The organism is Pseudomonas sp. PvP089, assembly GCF_017875165.1.
Taxonomy (GTDB): domain Bacteria; phylum Pseudomonadota; class Gammaproteobacteria; order Pseudomonadales; family Pseudomonadaceae; genus Aquipseudomonas; species Aquipseudomonas fortuita.
In genome coordinates this window covers 4,674,613-4,691,512 of sequence record NZ_JAGGME010000001.1, presented here as the reverse complement: position 1 = coordinate 4,691,512, position 16,900 = coordinate 4,674,613, and the positions used below count along the sequence as shown (strand labels likewise).

Genomic DNA, 16,900 nt, shown 5'->3' with positions numbered 1-16,900 from the left:
ATTACCATGCACCCGCACCACCAGGACAAGGCCACGCTGCTTGAGCGCCTGATCTTCAACAACCGCCCCGTGGTCATCGCCCTGTGTGTGCTGGTGAGCATTTTCCTGTTCTGGCAGGCGACGCAGATTCGCCCGTCCACCAGTTTCGAGAAGATGATCCCGCTGCAGCACCCGTTCATCGAGCAGATGATGGAGCACCGTAACGACCTCGCCAACCTGGGTAACACCGTGCGCATTTCGGTGGAGGCGGTGAATGGCGACATCTTCGACAAGGACTACATGGAGACCCTGCGCCAGGTCCATGACGAGGTGTTCTACATCCCCGGCGTCGACCGTGCCGGGCTGAAGTCACTGTGGAGCCCCAGCGTGCGCTGGAGCGAGGTAACCGAGGAGGGCTTTTCCGGTGGCGAGGTGATCCCCAACACCTACAACGGTTCGCAGGACAGCCTCGACACCCTGCGCGACAACGTGCTCAAGTCCGGCCAGGTGGGGCGCCTGGTGGGTAACAACTTCAAGTCGAGCATCGTCGACGTGCCGCTGCTGGAGAGCTACCCCGACCCGCAGGACCCAGGCAAGCAGGTGAAGCTGGACTACCAGCAGTTCTCGCACCTGCTGGAAGAGAAGATCCGCGACAAGTTCCAGGCGCAGAACCCCAATGTGAAAATCCACATTGTCGGCTTCGCCAAGAAGGTCGGTGACCTGATCGATGGCCTGGTGATGGTGGCGATGTTCTTCGGCGTCGCCCTGGCCATTACCTGGGTGCTGTTGTACTGGTTCACCTGGTGCATACGCAGCACCATCGCCGTGCTCATCACTACCTTGGTGGCGGTGGTCTGGCAGCTGGGGCTGATGCATGCGGTGGGCTTTGGGCTGGACCCATACTCGATGCTGGTGCCGTTCCTGATCTTCGCCATCGGCATTTCCCACGGGGTGCAGAAGATCAACGGCATCGCCTTGCAGTCGAGTGACGCTGACAACGCCCTCACGGCGGCCCGGCGCACCTTCCGCCAGCTGTTCCTGCCGGGGATGATCGCCATCCTTGCCGACGCGGTGGGCTTCATCACTCTGTTGATCATCGATATCGGGGTGATTCGCGAATTGGCCATCGGCGCCTCCATCGGCGTGGCGGTGATCGTGTTCACCAACCTGATCCTGCTGCCAGTGGCCATTTCCTATGTCGGCATCAGCAAGAAGGCCATCGAGCGCAGCAAGAAGGACGCGACCCGCGAGCACCCCTTCTGGCGCCTGCTATCGAATTTTGCCAGTGCCAAGGTGGCGCCGGTGTCTGTCACCCTGGCGCTGGTCGCCTTCGCCGGTGGGCTGTGGTACAGCCAGAACCTGAAGATCGGCGACCTCGACCAAGGCGCGCCGGAGCTGCGCCCTGACTCGCGCTACAACCAGGACAACAGCTTCATCATCAGCAACTACTCGACCAGCTCCGACGTGCTGGTGATCATGGTCAAAACCCCGCCCGAGCAGTGCTCGGTCCACGCGACCATGGCGCCTATCGACGAGCTGATGTGGACCATGCAGAACACCCCGGGTGTGCAGTCGGCGATTTCCCTGGTGACCGTGTCCAAGCAGGTGATCAAGGGCATGAACGAGGGCAGCCTGAAATGGGAAACCCTGTCGCGTAACCCGGACATCCTCAACAACTCCATCGCCCGTGCCGACGGCCTGTACAACGGTGACTGCTCGCTGGCGCCGGTGCTGGTGTTTCTCAACGACCACAAGGCCGAGACCCTGGAGCGGGTGACCGCCGTGGCCAAGGCGTTTGCCGACAGCCACAACAAGGAAGGCCTGCAGTTCCTGCTGGCGGCGGGCAACGCCGGGATCGAGGCGGCGACCAACGAAGTGATCAAGTCGGCCGAGCTGACTATCCTGATCCTGGTGTACATCTGTGTGGCGGTGATGTGCCTGATCACCTTCCGCTCATTCGCCGCCACCCTGTGCATCGTCCTGCCGCTGGTACTGACCTCGGTGCTGGGCAATGCACTGATGGCCTACATGGGCATCGGGGTGAAGGTAGCGACCTTGCCGGTGGTGGCGCTGGGTGTGGGGATTGGCGTGGATTACGGCATCTACATCTACAGCCGGCTGGAAAGCTTCCTGCGTGCCGGGTTGCCGTTGCAGGAAGCCTATTACCAGACCCTGCGTTCGACGGGTAAAGCCGTGTTGTTCACTGGTTTGTGCCTGGCCATCGGCGTGTGCACCTGGATCTTCTCGGCAATCAAGTTCCAGGCCGACATGGGGTTGATGCTGACCTTCATGCTGCTGTGGAACATGTTTGGCGCGCTGTGGCTGCTGCCGGCGCTGGCACGGTTCCTGATCAAGCCGGAGAAGATGGTGGGCAAGGAAGGTGGGTCCATTTTCGCCCATTGAATCGCAAGGGGCCGCTTTGCGGCCCATTCGCAGCACAAGGCTGCTCCTGCAAGGGTTACGCGATCCCCTGTAGAAGCAGCCTTGTGCTGCGAATGGGCTGCAAAGCAGCCCCAGGGTTATAATGCCGCCATATTTCCCACAGGTACCCCCATGTCCCCCCTCGCCACCGCCCTGCAGTCCTGCGACATGCTCCTGATCGACGGCCTGCACGCCTTCGATTTCACCGCCGACGCATCCGGCCTCACCGTCGAATGCATGGACGGCCGCCAGCTGCGCCGCTGGTCCTTCACCCCTGATCAGGTCGCCGCCGCTATCGCCACCGGTGATGAATGGCAACTCAACGATGCCAACGGCGAGCATCGGCTAGTCTGTATGAGTGCCTTTCGCGCCCCGGATGAAGACCAAGATGAACCGGATCTGGACGAACCTGCTGACCGCTAGCCTGATGAGCCTGACAATCCACGCCCACGCCGCTACCTTGCTGGTGGGCAGTTATACCGATGGTGCCAGCCAAGGCATCTACCGCTATCAATTCGACGACAAGGTCGGCCATATTGACCCCACGCCCTTGCAGGTGGTGAAGAGCGTCAGCCCTTCGTGGCTGGTGTTGTCGGCCGACCAGCGTCAGCTGTTCGCGGTGAATGAAACCCCGCAGGGCCATGCCAGCAGTTTCAGCATCAGCAGCAAAGGCGAAATCAAGCCGCTCAACCAGGTGGCCACCGAGGGCGACGAGCCAACCCACGCCAGCATCAGCCGTGACCAGCGCTACCTGTTCGTGGCCAACTATGCGGTCAAGCCCGACCCCGGTGGCAGCCTGGTGGTGATTCCGGTGGCCAGGGACGGCAAGCTCAAGCCCGTGGTGCAGCAGGCCCGACACCAGGCCAGCGGGGTAAACCCTGAGCGCCAGGCCGGTGCCCATGTGCATTCGCTGGTGCTGTCGCCTGATGGCCAGCACCTGTATGCCAGCGACCTGGGTGCCGACAAGGTGTTCATCTACCGGTACGACGGCGCCAGTGCGGACCACCCGCTGACAGCGGCGATACCGGCGTCCGTGGCTTTGCCGCCGGGCAGCGGGCCGCGTCACCTGCTGTTCGATGCCAAAGGCCGCCATGCCTACCTCACCCTGGAAATGAACGCCGAGGTGGTGATGTTCGATGTGCAGGACGGCAACCTGGTCGAACGCCAGCGCTTGCCCCTGACCGAGCACCAGGAGGCAGCAGCCAAGGCGGCGGGTGGCTTGCACCTGTCGGCGGACGGGCGTTTCCTGTACGTGAGCAACCGCGGCACGGCTAACGAGATTGTGGTGTTTGGCGTGAGCAAGGACGATGGCCAGTTGACCTTCCTGCAGCGTCGTTCGGTGGAAGGCGATCACCCCAGGGAATTTGCCCTGGACCCGAGTGACAACTTCCTGCTGGTGGCCAACCAGAAGAGCAACCAGATCGTGGTGATGCGTCGCGATCCGCGCAGCGGCAAGCTGCTGGAGACGGTGCAGACGCTGCAGCAGGATGCACCCTCGGACCTCAAGTTCATCGAGTGATATCGATTGGCGTGATAATCGATACTGGCGCAATGAATTTTTGCGTGCGGCCTCGGCGGCGTAAGTTTGACCCAAGGCCCAAGTGGGCCACCGTCAAACCACCGCCGTCGAGGTCAGCCCAGATGAACTTCAATCTCTTCCCGGTTATTGCCGCATCCGCCATTTCCGCATCGGTCGTACTGCCGGCGCATGCCCATGCCGACAGCAGCGGCAAGGCCTCTGCCACCCACAGCTACACCGAGCAGTACCTGCGCCAGAGTGCCAACTTCCATGCGGCCTTGAGTGCCAAGCAGCACCACTGAGCCAGCCTGCTGCGGCCCCTGTGGGAGCGGCCTTGTGTCGCGAAAGGGGCGCACAGCGCCCCCAGGATTTGAGCGGTTTACTCTAAGAATGCTGGGGCCGCTGTGCGGCCCTTTCGCGACACAAGGCCGCTCCCACAGGGGACCGTGTAAAGCTGAGAGCTGTTCATTTGGCCATGACTGACCTGAACAGCTCCGAAGCCAGCCACCCCTCCAGCCAGCTCCGCACCCGCGGATAAGCCGCCTCGGCGAACCACTGCGGTTCGACCCCGGCAAACTGGCGCATCAGGGGTAGCAACGCGGCATCGGCAATGCTCGGGTGGTCGGCCAGCAGGTAGGGCCGGCCGGCCAGCAGGCCTTCGAGCTCCGCCAGCCAGGCCTCGGCCTGCTGGCGGTAATGCTCGCGGGAATGCTGCGGGTAACGCTCGGCATACTTGTACAGGTTCACCTGGGCCTTGAACGTGCTGTCGTTGCGCGCAATCAGCGCTTCAGCCTGCTGCGCCGCCGCAGGGTCAGCCTGTAGCTGCCAGTCCTGCGGGTCGTTTTGCGTCAGCGCCCAGCGCATGATGTCCAGGCTTTCTTCCAGTACCCCGGCACCGGTATCCAGCACCGGTACCGTGCCCTTGGGCGACAAGGCCAGCAGTGCTGCCGGCTTGTTCTTCATCGCCACCTCACAGATTTCCACCGCGCACCCGGCATAGCGCAAGGCCAGGCGCGCGCGCATGGCCCAGGGGCAGCGGCGGAACGAGTAGAGGATCACCCGCATACCTCCACGTCACTCAGGCCATTGCCCTGGCGGCGCACCTGGATTTGCACCGGGATACGCTCGTGCATTTCCTGCACGTGGGAGATCACCGCCACCTTGCGGCCTTGGGCCTGCAAGCCGTCGAGTGCGTCCATGGCCAGTTGCAGCGACTCGGGGTCGAGGCTGCCGAAGCCTTCGTCGATGAACAGCGATTCGATGCGCAGGGTGCTGGAGGCCATCGAGGCCAGGCCCAGGGCCAGGGCCAGTGAGACCAGGAAGGTTTCCCCGCCCGACAGCGAATGCACCGAGCGCAGTTCGTCGCCCATCTCGGTGTCCAGCACCAGCAGGCCCAAGGCGCTTCCGCCACGCTTGAGGCGGTAGCGGCGGGCGAGCTGGCGCAACTGGGTGTTGGCGTGGTGCAGCAGCAGATCGAGGTTGTAACCCTGGGCGATCTTGCGGAACACATCGCCCGAGGCTGAACCGATCAAAGCGTTCAGGCGCCCCCAGCGTTGCCATTGCTGATGGGCCTGTTCGATTTCTGCCGCCAACGCCTGGTGTGCCTGCTGGCGACGTTGGTCGTCGGCCTGTTGCGCGCGCAGTTCGGCGCACTGCTGCTCGTGGCTGGCCAGGCGCGCGCGCAGCCCGGTCAGGGCGTGCTCCAGGGCTTCGGCCGAGGTGTCCACGGTCATTTGCGTGGCGTGTTGTTGCAGGCGTTGTTCGCGCTCCTGCAGCAGCACACGGCCCTGTTCGATGGCTTTTTCGGCGTTTTGCAGGCGCTGGCGCAGTTCATTGACGTGCGCGTCATCCATGGCCAGCAGGCGATCCAGGCCGGCGTCATCCAGTTCCGGGTGCTCGCTGCGCCACTGGGCAATCTGGCCCTGCAACTGCTGGCACTCGGCGTCCAGCGCTTGCTGCTGCTGGACGTTGGCCTTGAGTTCACTGGCCAGTTGCACACCCTGGGTGCGCAGGTCTTGCAGGCGCTGGGCGGTGTCGGCGTCCAGGGCGCGGGCTTGCTCCAGCGTGCTGTTCATGTGCTGCTGCCAGGCTTCTGCACTGCTGTGCTCACCCAGCAGTTCGCCGAGTGAGGCCTGGGCCTGCTGGCGTTGTTCTTCGAGGACGGCCAGTTTCTGCTGCAACTGCTGCAGCCCTTGCACGCGCGCCTGTTGCTGGTCGTGCAACTTGTCCAGCTGTGCCTGACGGGCTTGTTGTTCTTCCAGTTCGTCCTTGCGCTGCTCCAGTTGCTGGAGGCGCTGGGCAATCTGCTGGTCGAGGGCGAGGAAGGCATTTGCCGGGTCTTCGTTGAGGGCCTTGAGGGCTTGCTCGGGCAATACGCCAGCGAGGTCGCTCAGCCCCTGCTGCAACTGCTGCTCATCGTTGGCCAGGGCCTGGTGCTGTTGCTCCAGATGACGCTGGGCCTGCTGCTGGGAGTCGTGGGCAGCCTGCAATTGCTGGTTGAGGCGGGCGGCATCTTTTTGCAGGGCGAGCAGGGCGCTCTGGCGCTTCTCGTCCTGGCCGATTTCTTCATCCAGGCGCCGCAACTGGCTGTCGAGCCAGGTGCTGCGGGCCTTGTCGTCCTGCGGGGCGAGGGCCGGCCACAGGCTGTGCGCCTGTACCTGGGCCACCAGCGGTTGCAGCTGTTCGCCCAATTGTTGCAGTTGCTGTTGGTAGTCCTTGAGCTGGGCATTCACCACGCCCAGCTGGGTACGCAGTTCCACCAGCTTGCCGTTGAGGGTTTCGACCTGCTTCTGCGCGGCCTCTTCTTCGGCCTGGTCATGGCGACCCAGGCTCTGCAGCAGCGCTTCGGGCTGATGAAACGGGTGCTCGGCGCTGCCACACACGGGGCAGGGTTCGCCGTCGCGCAGCTGGCCACGCAGTTCTTCGACGCTGGTGTTGCGCGCCAGGCGCTGGCGTTCCAGCAACTGGCGGGTGAGGGTCAGCGCTTGCTCGGCCGCTTCCAGCTCGGCCTTGGCGGCGGTGCCTTCGGTAATCAGTTGCTGGCGTTGCTGCATGGCCTGCTGCTGCCGTTCGCGCATGGCATCCAGCTGCTGGCGCAGGTCTTGTTCACGGCCATGCAGGCGCGACAGCTCCTCGACGGCGCGCTGTTGCTTGCGGTTGTCCTGCAGCATGCCACCGAGCAGGTCGATTTGTTCGGCAAGGGCCTGCGGTTCGGCCTTGGCTTCACGGAATAGCAGGTCATAGGCGTCGCGCTCGGCCTGCAAGTGAGCATTGGCCTGGCTGGCCTGGGCCTGCAGGCCGGGCAGTTCATCACGGCCTTTGGCCAGGCGGCCACCAATCAGCATCACCTGCTTGAGCTGCGGCAGATAGGCGTGCCAGGCATCGGCCAGGCCCGCCAGGTGCTGGCTGTCGGCCAGTGCGGTGTCGATGTTGGCCAGTTGCTGCAGGCTGCGCTGCTGGTTGGCTTCCAGCTGCTGCACCTGCTGCTGGCCCTCGGCGACCTGTTGTTCAGCCTGTTGGCCGGTGCTGCGCTGCGCGGCCAGCTCCTGGCCCAGGCGGGCCACGTTGTCCTGGGCGGCAAAGGCCTGACGCAGGCGTGGTGCGTCCTCGCTGTGCCGGGCCTGGCGCTCGGCAAGCGCTTGGCGTGCGGCGCTCAGCGCCTGTTCGAGCTCGAGGGTGCGCAGTTGCAGCTCGGTTTGCTGTTGCTGTTGCTCAGCGATCTTCGCGGCCATGGGTGCCAGTTGCGCAGCCAGCGCCTGCTGGCGGTGGAACTGGTGGCGCTGCGGGGCAAGGCGTTCCAGCCGAACGAGGTCCAGGCGGGGTTCGGCCAGTTGCTGCCAGCTGTGTTCGGCGGCCTGCAGCGCGGTGCCGGCTTCGGCATGCTGGGCCTGCAGCTGGCGTTGCTCATTCAGCCAGTTGCGTTGCTGCTCCAGTTGGCGCTCGCCGGCCTGGTCGGCCTTGAACTGCTGCTGCGCCTGCTCCAGGCGCTGGTCCAGTTCGGTGCGGGCTTCGGCGGCCATTGGTAACAGGTGGCTGGCGCGGTCCTTGAGGGCGTTGTGGGCCTCGGCGGCTTCACGGGCCTTGCTGAAGGCACGCTGGCCCAGGCGGGTGTAGATGGTGGTGTTGGTGAGCTTTTCCAGCAGCTCGCTGCGCTCTTTGTCGTCAGCCTTGAGGAAGGCCCCGAACTCGCTTTGAGCCAGCATCACCGCACGGGTGAACTGCTCGAAGTTCAGGCCCAGGCGGGCTTCGACCAGTTGCTTGTATTCGTTCTTGCCGCTGCCCAGCACCTGTTCGCTGTCCAGGTCGTAGAAGCTCTGGCGGCTGTGTTGCAGCTTGCCATTGGCCTTGTCGCGGGCGCGGTTGGCTTCCCAGCGGGCGCGGTAGCGGCGGCCGTCGATACCGATGAAATCGACCTCGGCGAAGCCACTGCCGGTGCCCCGGCGCAGCAGGTTGCGCGGGTCGTAGGTGGGGATTTCGCCATCGGCGTCGGGCACCTTGGCCTCGCGGCCAATGTCGTTCAGGCGTGGCACCGTGCCAAACAACGCCAGGCACAGGGCGTCGAGCAGCGTGCTCTTGCCCGCCCCGGTGGGCCCGGTGATGGCAAACAGGCCAGCGCTGGCCAGCGGCTCGGCGGTAAAGTCGATTTCGACCGGGCCGGCCAGCGATGCCAGGTTCTTCAAGCGAATGGCGAGAATCTTCATGGCTGCTCCTCTTCCTGCTGCACGTCCTGCAACAGCAGGGCAAAGTCGGCCAGCGCCTGCTCATCTGCGGGGTTGCCATAAGCCTGCTCCCAGGCGCGGCTGAACAGGTCCTGCGGGGTCATCTGGGAAAGCTCGACAAAGGCCAGGTCATCGTCTTCGGCGTTATTGCGGCCGGCGTATTCGGCGCTGATGCGGATCAGCCGCACGGCCTTGCCTTCCAACGCAGTTTCAATCTGCTGGCGCAGGTCGGGTTGCGGCTCGTCCAGTATCACCCGCACCTCCAGCCAGGGCTGGCGGTTGGGGTCTTCGAGCAGGTCGATCACGGGCAGGTCGGCCAGTTGTTGCAGCAGTTCGCCCAGCGGCGCCGGGCCGACCCGTTGCAGGGCCACCGCGCGCGGTACCGGGCGCGGTTCGACGCTGACCAGGTCGGTGCCGTCCAGCTCCACTTCCAGCACCTGGTGCGGGTAGTTGATTTCGGCGAACGACAGCGGGATCGGCGAGCCGCTGTAGCGGAGGCGTTCTTCGCGGTTGACCTTCTGCGGCTTGTGCAGGTGGCCCAGGGCGACATAGCTGATGGCCTTGTCGAACAGCTTGGCCGGCAGTGCCTCGGCGTTGCCGATGATCAGGCTGCGCTCCGAGTCCTCCGACACCGAGCCACCGGCCATGTGCGCATGGCTGATGGCGATCAGCGCCTGGTCTTTCTTGCGCTTTTTCTGCGCGGCGGCGATCAGTTGCTGGTGCACCTGGGTGATGCCTTGCAGATAGTCGTCGCCCAGGTTCGGGCCGGTGACCTCGGCCGGGCGCAGGAAGGGCAGGGCCAGGCACCAGGCGGCGACCTTGCCGCGGCCGTTGGTCAACGGGATCAACAGGCGCTCGGCATCCAGCTGGCCTTCATCCAGCCAGTGCACACGGCCCAGGGCATGGGTGCGCAGACGGCGCATCAATGCGGCGGGCAGCTCGATGCGCGAGCCGGAGTCGTGGTTGCCGGCGATCATCACGATGTCCAGCTTGGGCTGTTGCTCATGGGCCTGGACGATGAAGTCGTAGAGGCGCTCCTGGGCTTTGACCGGCGGGTTGACCGTGTCGAAGATGTCGCCGGCAATCAGCAGCGCATCCGGCTGGCGCAGGCGCAGCTGGCCGAGCAGCCAGTCGAGGAAGCAGGCGTGTTCGAAGTCGCGTTCCTGGCCGTGCAGGCTTTGGCCCAGGTGCCAGTCGGAGGTATGAAACAGACGCATGGATGACCTGTTGGTGTCGAGTCGGGCAAGCGGGGAAAGGGCGGTATGGTAACCCAGGGATGGGGTCGCTGTGCGGCCCAATCGCGGGCAGCCAGCGCGCACAGGTATTGCACAAGGCTCAATGCATGCGCTGTATCTGTGGGAGCGGCCCTGCGTCGCGATAGGGCCGCACAGCGACCCCGGCAATCTTGCGATGATGCAAGTATCCTGGGGCGCTGCGCACCCCTTTCGCGACGCAAGGCCGCTCCCACAAGGGCCGCGCTCGCCTGGCATTTTTGCCAGTTGCAGTGCCGTTGTTCATGACTGAAAAATTGTGCTCGGGCAGACTGCAACTGGCTCACTTGCATGAGGCTAGGCGATGGCAACCTTGACGCAGGTCTATACGGCATACGGGTACTCCGAACGGCCATCGAACACCACAGTACTCGGCTTCAATGGTGAGCGGCTGGCCGTCGAGTTGGCGAGTTACCTGCTGGGCAATGGGTATCGAGCGTTTAGCCCGGTTCTGATGCGCTTCCACTCACCGGATAGCCTCAGCCCATTTGGGGAGGGGGGACTGAACAGTTATGCCTATTGCTCGAATGAGCCTGTGAACCGGCGGGATCCCACCGGGCATGGATTTGAACGCAACGTTGTTACACGCCGGCCTATCCGGAGCAAACGTGATCCCACCGGGCAAGGATTTGAACGCAACGTTGTTACACGCCGCCCTATCCGGATCAAACTTGATCCCGCAAAAAAAATGCAGGCGCTGCCTGCGGAGCGGCTGGTTCAGAAGTACAACACGCTCGGCTGGCAAATGATCGAAAACAAACTTTCAAATCCCAGGACAACGCAAAGCCAGCTCCACGATCAGCAAATGCTGCTGATCAATAAGTTGGCATCCAGGCAGGTCAAGAAAGGTCCTTCGCCGCAAACGATTGAATTACAAAGCAAGGTGTCGAGTGCAACGCCAATGATCCACGGACTGTTGAATTCGAATGATCCGTTCCCCCCCAGGTTTGGTCCTGCCGAGTCGATCGCAGAACCACCCTCGCAGACAGCTGAGCGGCTCCGCGGCGATGAATGGTTTTAACCGTATCGTCCAGGTATTCGCAGTTCATCGTTGGAGCAGCTGTCTTGCGCAAGCGCTAAAAGCTTGCGCGGTCAGCGTGGGAGCGGGTTTACCCGCGAAGAGGTCGGCCCAGGCAGCGCATTACTTGGGATAAAGCGGCGGCAAGCTGCCGTTGTCACCCGTCGGCAGCAGCACCTGCTCAGCCGGCGGAATGGTGCCAATCGCCCGCCATAAATCCTCACCCTGCCAATACTGGCCACTCTCGCTATACAACGCCCCGTTCAACCCATCCAGCGCATCCGACAACGGCACGAAGCGCGCGGCCATCTCGGCCAGGGTTTCCGGTTGTTGCCGGGCCCACGCATCCAGCGCCTGGCGCGTGGCCTGGGGGTCGTTGGCCTGGCACGCACGCTTGAGGTCGTCCAGCAAGGTACGTGGGCTTGGCCCGTTCTGCGCCGCGCGCAGCACCGCAGGCCGCGAGCGGGCGCGCCACCACAGGGCAAAGCCCAGCACGGTGGTCAGGGCGAACACCAGTGTGGCCAGTTGCCAAGGCCACAGCAGGGTGCTGGCGCTGCTGTTGTCGCCCACAGGGGTGTCTGCGCTTAGCGCCGGGTTGTCCTGCACATTCAGGGTGCGCGCCGGCAGGCTGCTGTGTTCCAGATGGTCTTCGCGGGTGTTCCACCAGGCCACTTCCAGCGCCGGCAAGGTCAGCGTACCGGCGTGAGTCGGCACCAGGGCTTCGCGTTCTTCGCGGTTGGCGGTCATGCCGCGCTCGCTGATTTCGTTGCGCAGCAGCGGTTGGTCAGGGTAGCGGCGCAAGCCGATGATCTCTGTGGCGGGCAGCGGCGGCAGTTGGGTGCTGGACAAGCCCTCGGCACGCAAGGTGATGTTGCGCGTCAGCGAGTCGCCAATCTGCACCTGCTGGCTGCCCGGGTCGGGGTTCCAGTGCTCTTCCAGGGTCAGGCTGCGGGCTGGCAACCATGGTACGCCAGCGGGCCAGGCCGCGGGAATCGGCCGCACGGTGAGGCGCAAGGGCAGCGAACTGACCTGCACCTGGCGGCCGGCGCGCGCCGTGCCATTGGCTTGTGGCGCTTCGTCGTTGCTGGCGGCGGCAGTGGCGGTAAAGGTCAGTGAGGGAATATCGAGGCTGCCACTTTGCTGGGCGTACACCGCATAGCGGGTTTCGATCACGCCATGACGCACGCCGTTGATTTCCTTTTCATACGTGCGCGATTCGCCTAGTGGCTCGACCTTGGCGTTCTCCAGTTGCAGCGGGCTGAGGCTGCTGTCGTCGTACAGCGCCACCGAATGGTAGATGCGCAGGGTCAGCACAGCCTGGGCCTGGACGTAGACGTCGTTGCTGTCCAGGGTCGCTTCGATGAACACTTGCGAGGCGCTGTCCTGGCGGCTGGCATCGGCTTGCAGCACTTGCAGTTCGATGGCCTGGCTGTGCGACTGGCCCAGTTGCAGCTCGGGAATGCGCAGGCTGCCGCTGCGCCGTGGCAGCAGGGTGATGATCCAGCGGGTACTGGCGCGGGTTTCACCGTCCAGGGTGTGCAGGCTGTTCAGCTGGCGCGTGCCGCGCACTTCAAAGTCACCTTCCAGGGCGCGCAGGTCGGGCTTGCCGAACTCGGTGACGTCCTGGCTTTCCAGGGTCAGCTCCAGGCTCTCGCCGGCTTCCAGGCGGGTGCGGTCAACGCTGGCTTGCAGCAGCGGCTCGGCCTGGGCCAGCACGGCCCATACCAGGGTGAGCAGAAAGACGCCGAAGCGACTCATCGTGGGGTTTCCTGATGCAATTGCTGTTCATACCAGAATTTGCGCCGCAGCAGCTCCGCCGGGTTATCGGGGATCTCCCGCAGCCATTGTTCCAGGGCTTGGCGCTGCTCGGTGTCGAGGCTGGTCGAAACCGGGCGCTGTGGCGGCTGGGTGACATTGTCGTCAGCACCCGCCTGGTTGCCGGGCGCGGCCTGGTTGTTATTGCTGCTTTCACCGGGTTGTTCGGCGTTGGCCTGTTCGTCGCTGCCGGGCGTGCCTTGGGCCGGGCTGCTGGCCGAGCTGCTATTGCCTTCGGTTTCACTGCCGGGTGTACCTTGGGCATCGCTGCTGGCTGACTGCTCCTCGGCCTTGGCCTCGCGCTGTTGCAGCAGTTGTTGCACCAGCGCCTGGTTGTCCAGCGCCGGTTGCAGGTCTGGCTGGCGCTCCAGGGCTTGCTCGTAGGCGTCCAGGGCGGCCTCCAGTTCGCCGCTGCGGGCCAGGGCATTGCCTCGATTGTAGTGGGCGGCGGCTGTGTCGCCTTGGGAAAATGCCTCGGCGGCACCGGCATAGTCGCCGGCCTGGTACAGCGCCATGCCGCGCCACTGTGGGTTCTGGAAGTGGCGTGCGGCGCTGGCCGGGCGGTTTTGTTCCAGCAGGCGCTGGCCTTGCTGGTCGGGGCGCAGCCACAGGTCGTTGAACTCAAAGGCCTGGCTCGGCTGTGGCAGGGCCAGCAGCAGTGGCAGGCAGAACAGCCAGCCACGACGGCCGGCGCAGGCGGCCAGCAACAACAACGGGATCAGCAGCCAGTAACCCTGGTCGGCCCAGCTGTCCAGTTGCAGGGTCTGGCCGTCATTGCGTGCGGTGCGCGGGTTGTCGAACAGGCCCAGCCCGCGCAGGTCGAGGTCGTCGATGCGGGCATGCCGGTAGCGTCCGCCCGTGCCGTTGATGAAGCCTTTGAGGCTGGCGCTGTCCAGCCGTGGCAATAGAATGCCGCCCTGGTCGTCCTTGAGGTATTCGCCGCTGGCCTGGCGTACCGGCGCGCCTTCGCGGCTGCCAATGCCCAGCATCAGCAGGCTTGGGCCTTGACGGCCGAGGGCCTGGCTGATGCCTTGCCGTTCCTGGGCACTCAGCGACGAGCCGATCAACAGCAAACGCCCTTGGCCCAGGCCACTCTGGGCCAGCAAGGCCAGGCCTTTTTGCACGGCCAGGTCGGCGCGTTGGCCAGGTTTTGGCATGATCGACGGGTCGATGGCCTCCAGCAGGTTGCGGGTGGTGGCCAGGTCATCGGACAGCGGCACCAGGGTGTGCGCCGAGCCGGCATACACCACCAGCGCAGTCTGGCTGTCACGGCGGCGTTCGAGCAGGTCGAGCACCTTGCGCCGGGCCTGCTCCAGGCGGTTGGGCGGGCTGTCGTCGGCGAGCATCTGCGGGGTCAGCTCCAGCAGGATCACCAAGGGGTCGGCCGGGCGCTGGCGGTTTTCTTCCACGCGCTGCCAGCTGGGCCCGAGCAGGGCCAGGATCACCAGCGCCCAGGCCAGGCCCAGTGCTATCCACGGCAGCTTGCTTGCGCTGCCGCTGCCACCGCCCAGCAATACGCCGTGGAAGGCCGGTGGCAAGATCATCTGCCAGCGCCCGGCGCGCTTGCGCCGGTGCCACAGCTTGTACAGCAGCCAGCCGAGCAGCGGCACGGCCAGCAACCACAGCGGGCGAAGCCATTGGGGCCACAGTTCGATCATCGCCGCCTCCTCAGGCGCAGGCGCTTCAGACGCTGGCGCCATTCCGGGTGCGGCTGCAGGAAACGCGGCTTGCGCAGCAGGCGTTGCAACAGGTTGTCGGGCCATTGCACGGCCACCACCAGCAGCACGCTGAGCAGCAGCGCCAAGGCCAGGGGCCAGGCGTACAGGGCCTGGGCCGTGCGTGCCTGGGTAGGCTGTTGGGCTACCGGCTCCAGCTGGTCGAGGGCGTCGCCGATGGCGCCCAGTTCGGCGCCGTCATGGGCACGGAAATAGGCACCGTGGGTGATGTCGGCGATTTCCTTGAGCGAGGCCTCATCCAGGTCCAGGCTCGGATTCAGGCCAAGCAAGCCGGGGGTGCCACTGGCTTCGGGGTTGGCGCCAATGCCGATGGTGTAGATACGCACCCCTTCCTGGGCGGCCAGGCGGGCAGCGGTCAGCGGGTGGATTTGCCCGCCGTTGTTGGCGCCGTCGGTGATCAGCACCAGCACCCGGCTTTGTGCTGGCCGTTGGCGCAGGCGTTTGACCGCCAGGCCAATGGCGTCACCGATGGCGGTGTTTTTGCCGGCGATGCCGATTTGCGCCTCCATCAGGAATGTACGCACGGTGCGCCGGTCGAAGGTGAGCGGCGCCTGCAGGTAGGCCTGGCTGCCGAACAGGATCAGGCCCACACGGTCGCCTTCACGGTCTTGCAAGAAGTCGCCCATCAGCGCCTTGACCAGGTCGAGGCGGCTGATGTCTTCGTTTTTCCACTGCATGTCGGGGAAGTCCATCGACCCGGACACGTCCACCGCCACCAGCAGGTCGCGGCCGCTGGCGGCCACCGGCACCGGATCGCCCAGCCATTGCGGGCGGGCGGCGGCGCATAGCAGCAACAACCAGATGACCACGAACGGCGCCTGCTGGCGCCAGGTGGGCAGGTTGAGCCGTGCGCGGCGCCCGGCCAGGCCTTCCAGCTCGTTGAGGAAGCCTACCTTGAGCACCGGCTCCCCGCTGTCGGCGGCCGGCAGCAGCAGGCGCGCCAGCCACGGCAGCGGCAACAGGGCGAAGACCCACGGCCAGGCCAGTTCAAACATGCTTGCGGATCCAGGTTTCGACGGCCTGGCTGAGCCCGGCAATGGCCTTGTCGTCGAGCTTGCACTCAGGCTTGTAGGCGCCTTCGACCAGTATCATCCAGCGGGTCAGGCCGGCAGCCGGGCAGCGGTTGTCGAGAAATGCCAGCCACTGGCGGCCGTTGAGGGTGTGGCTGTTGGCACCCGGGTAGTGGCTGCGGCACAGGCGCTTGAGCAGGGCATTGATCTGTTGCAGCCAGGCGCCGGCCGGGGCGCCGTCGTAGGGGCGCGGCAGGCGCGCCAGCTCGGCCAGGGCGGCCACGCGCACCGGGTCGAGCGGTTGTTCGGCGCGCACGATGCGGCGTTTGCCCGGGCGCCAGCGGCGCAGCCGCCACAGGCCCCAGCCCAGCAATGGCAGCACGGCCAGCAGCAGCCACCAGCCCGGTGCCGGCGGCCACAGGCCGACAGGCGCAGGCTCGATCAGTGGGTGCAACTGGTCGAGCGGGTTCATGACGCGCTCCTTGGCCGCTGGGCGTTCAGGTACTCGCGCAGTTGCTCGATCATGTCGCTTTGGGTGCTCAGCGGCATCAACACGACGCGCAGTTTCTGGGCCATCAGCTCCCAGCGCTCGATGCGTGCTTCGGCCTGCTTGCGATAGGCCTGGCGCAGGTTGGCGTCCAGGGTGTCGAGTTCCAGCTGCGCGCCCCGTTGGGCAAAGCGTAACAGGCCGGCGGCAGGGAGGGCGTGGTCGAGCGGGTCGGAGATTGGTAGCAGCAACAAGTCGCAGTGGCGCGAAAGCATGGCCAGGTGCTGTTCGCACTGCGCGGTCAGCGCACGTTCGTCGCAAATGACAATGGCCAGGCTGCCAGGGCGCAGTACCTCTCGCGCCCGGCGCAGGGCCAGGCCAAGGCTGTCGGCCTGGGGCACGGCTTCGGTGTGCAGCGACTGGTTGACCTTGGCCAGGCGGTTGAGCAGTTGCAGCAGGCTCTGCTTGCTGCGCCGGGGCTTGATTTCGTGAGGGTCGTTGTCACCGAACACCAACCCGCCTATGCGGTCGTTGTGGCCCAGTGCGGCCCAGCCGAACAGTGCCGCAGCCTGGGCCGCCAGCACCGACTTGAACAGCAGGCCCGAACCAAAGAACAGCCGTTGGCTTTGCTCGACGAGGATGAAGATCGGCCGCTCGCGCTCTTCGTGGAACAGCTTGGTGTGCGGTTCCTGGGTGCGTGCAGTGACCCGCCAGTCGATGTTGCGCACATCGTCGCCGGCCTGGTACACGCGCACCTGGTCGAAGTCCACCCCGCGCCCGCGCAGCTTGGAATGGTGCAGGCCCACCAGCGGGCTGCGCTGGCCGGGCTTGGAAAACAGCTGGATTTCGCGCACGCGGTGGCGCATGTCGATCAGCTCGGCAAGGCCGATGCGGATGCCGGGTTCGGCCAGCTGCGCGGTGGGCAT

The 16,900-nt window shown here is 65.0% G+C and carries 12 protein-coding genes and 1 pseudogene; 5 read left to right on the top strand and 8 right to left on the bottom strand.

Annotated elements, in window-relative coordinates:
• Window positions 1-6: 6 nt before the first annotated feature.
• The 4 genes from J3A71_RS21385 to J3A71_RS21370 all read left to right on the top strand — a co-directional run bounded on the left by J3A71_RS21385 (window position 7) and on the right by J3A71_RS21370 (window position 4,221).
• Window positions 7-2,382 (top strand): RND family transporter, encoded by a 2,376-nt coding sequence (locus tag J3A71_RS21385; RefSeq protein ID WP_033731806.1) that lies wholly within the window; start codon window positions 7-9, stop codon window positions 2,380-2,382.
• A 150-nt stretch (window positions 2,383-2,532) separates the two neighbouring features.
• Window positions 2,533-2,823, top strand: coding sequence for a DUF5629 family protein (locus J3A71_RS21380; protein WP_016485544.1), 291 nt, complete (start codon window positions 2,533-2,535; stop codon window positions 2,821-2,823).
• On the top strand, window positions 2,789-3,919 hold the full coding sequence (locus J3A71_RS21375) for a lactonase family protein (RefSeq protein ID WP_024717868.1): 1,131 nt from the start codon (window positions 2,789-2,791) through the stop codon (window positions 3,917-3,919). The genes J3A71_RS21380 and J3A71_RS21375 overlap by 35 nt, the downstream gene beginning before the upstream one ends.
• A 122-nt stretch (window positions 3,920-4,041) precedes the next feature.
• Entirely contained in the window at window positions 4,042-4,221 is a 180-nt protein-coding gene (locus J3A71_RS21370) for a hypothetical protein (protein WP_016485546.1), read from the top strand.
• Between the two features lie 163 nt (window positions 4,222-4,384).
• Here the strand turns inward: J3A71_RS21370 and J3A71_RS21365 are convergent, their stop codons facing one another.
• Genes J3A71_RS21365 through J3A71_RS21355 form a run of 3 tightly spaced genes read right to left on the bottom strand, consistent with a single transcriptional unit; the run spans window position 4,385 to window position 9,854 of the window.
• The gene (locus J3A71_RS21365; RefSeq protein ID WP_060519113.1) at window positions 4,385-4,978 is read right to left on the bottom strand and encodes a glutathione S-transferase; all 594 of its coding nucleotides are present in this window, start codon (window positions 4,976-4,978) and stop codon (window positions 4,385-4,387) included.
• Complete coding sequence (locus tag J3A71_RS21360) at window positions 4,975-8,619, bottom strand: SbcC/MukB-like Walker B domain-containing protein (protein WP_209953225.1); 3,645 nt, start codon at window positions 8,617-8,619, stop codon at window positions 4,975-4,977. The genes J3A71_RS21365 and J3A71_RS21360 overlap by 4 nt, the downstream gene beginning before the upstream one ends.
• Window positions 8,616-9,854 carry an exonuclease SbcCD subunit D C-terminal domain-containing protein gene (locus J3A71_RS21355; protein ID WP_016485549.1) on the bottom strand — a complete coding sequence of 413 codons (1,239 nt, stop codon included), beginning with the start codon at window positions 9,852-9,854 and terminating at the stop codon, window positions 8,616-8,618. Before J3A71_RS21355 ends, J3A71_RS21360 begins: the two co-directional genes overlap by 4 nt.
• Window positions 9,855-10,233: 379 nt before the next feature.
• Here J3A71_RS21355 and J3A71_RS31525 point away from each other — a divergent pair.
• Window positions 10,234-10,476, top strand: a pseudogene (locus J3A71_RS31525) (RHS repeat-associated core domain-containing protein); the annotation flags it as partial.
• 573 nt (window positions 10,477-11,049) lie between these two features.
• Here the strand turns inward: J3A71_RS31525 and J3A71_RS21345 are convergent.
• The 5 genes from J3A71_RS21345 to J3A71_RS21325 are packed head-to-tail and all read right to left on the bottom strand — an operon-like array spanning window position 11,050 to window position 16,900.
• On the bottom strand, window positions 11,050-12,684 hold the full coding sequence (locus J3A71_RS21345; RefSeq protein ID WP_016485550.1) for a BatD family protein: 1,635 nt from the start codon (window positions 12,682-12,684) through the stop codon (window positions 11,050-11,052).
• On the bottom strand, window positions 12,681-14,399 hold the full coding sequence (locus tag J3A71_RS21340) for a tetratricopeptide repeat protein (RefSeq protein ID WP_209953223.1): 1,719 nt from the start codon (window positions 14,397-14,399) through the stop codon (window positions 12,681-12,683). Before J3A71_RS21340 ends, J3A71_RS21345 begins: the two co-directional genes overlap by 4 nt.
• Window positions 14,396-15,472 (bottom strand): VWA domain-containing protein, encoded by a 1,077-nt coding sequence (locus J3A71_RS21335; protein WP_016485552.1) that lies wholly within the window; start codon window positions 15,470-15,472, stop codon window positions 14,396-14,398. Before J3A71_RS21335 ends, J3A71_RS21340 begins: the two co-directional genes overlap by 4 nt.
• A complete protein-coding gene (locus J3A71_RS21330) occupies window positions 15,465-15,959 on the bottom strand; it encodes a DUF4381 domain-containing protein (protein ID WP_016485553.1) in 495 nt (164 codons plus the stop codon). The genes J3A71_RS21335 and J3A71_RS21330 overlap by 8 nt, the downstream gene beginning before the upstream one ends.
• On the bottom strand, window positions 15,956-16,900 hold the full coding sequence (locus tag J3A71_RS21325; RefSeq protein WP_096425782.1) for a DUF58 domain-containing protein: 945 nt from the start codon (window positions 16,898-16,900) through the stop codon (window positions 15,956-15,958). Before J3A71_RS21325 ends, J3A71_RS21330 begins: the two co-directional genes overlap by 4 nt.

Coding starts and splice junctions, on each gene's coding strand:
- J3A71_RS21355 (WP_016485549.1), bottom strand. CDS start 9,854: ATGCGTCTGTTTCATACCTCCGACTGGCACCTGGGCCAAAGCCTGCAC.
- J3A71_RS21375 (WP_024717868.1), top strand. CDS start 2,789: ATGAACCGGATCTGGACGAACCTGCTGACCGCTAGCCTGATGAGCCTG.
- J3A71_RS21380 (WP_016485544.1), top strand. CDS start 2,533: ATGTCCCCCCTCGCCACCGCCCTGCAGTCCTGCGACATGCTCCTGATC.
- J3A71_RS21330 (WP_016485553.1), bottom strand. CDS start 15,959: ATGAACCCGCTCGACCAGTTGCACCCACTGATCGAGCCTGCGCCTGTC.
- J3A71_RS21385 (WP_033731806.1), top strand. CDS start 7: ATGCACCCGCACCACCAGGACAAGGCCACGCTGCTTGAGCGCCTGATC.
- J3A71_RS21360 (WP_209953225.1), bottom strand. CDS start 8,619: ATGAAGATTCTCGCCATTCGCTTGAAGAACCTGGCATCGCTGGCCGGC.
- J3A71_RS21345 (WP_016485550.1), bottom strand. CDS start 12,684: ATGAGTCGCTTCGGCGTCTTTCTGCTCACCCTGGTATGGGCCGTGCTG.
- J3A71_RS21370 (WP_016485546.1), top strand. CDS start 4,042: ATGAACTTCAATCTCTTCCCGGTTATTGCCGCATCCGCCATTTCCGCA.
- J3A71_RS21340 (WP_209953223.1), bottom strand. CDS start 14,399: ATGATCGAACTGTGGCCCCAATGGCTTCGCCCGCTGTGGTTGCTGGCC.
- J3A71_RS21325 (WP_096425782.1), bottom strand. CDS start 16,900: ATGCCCACCGCGCAGCTGGCCGAACCCGGCATCCGCATCGGCCTTGCC.
- J3A71_RS21335 (WP_016485552.1), bottom strand. CDS start 15,472: ATGTTTGAACTGGCCTGGCCGTGGGTCTTCGCCCTGTTGCCGCTGCCG.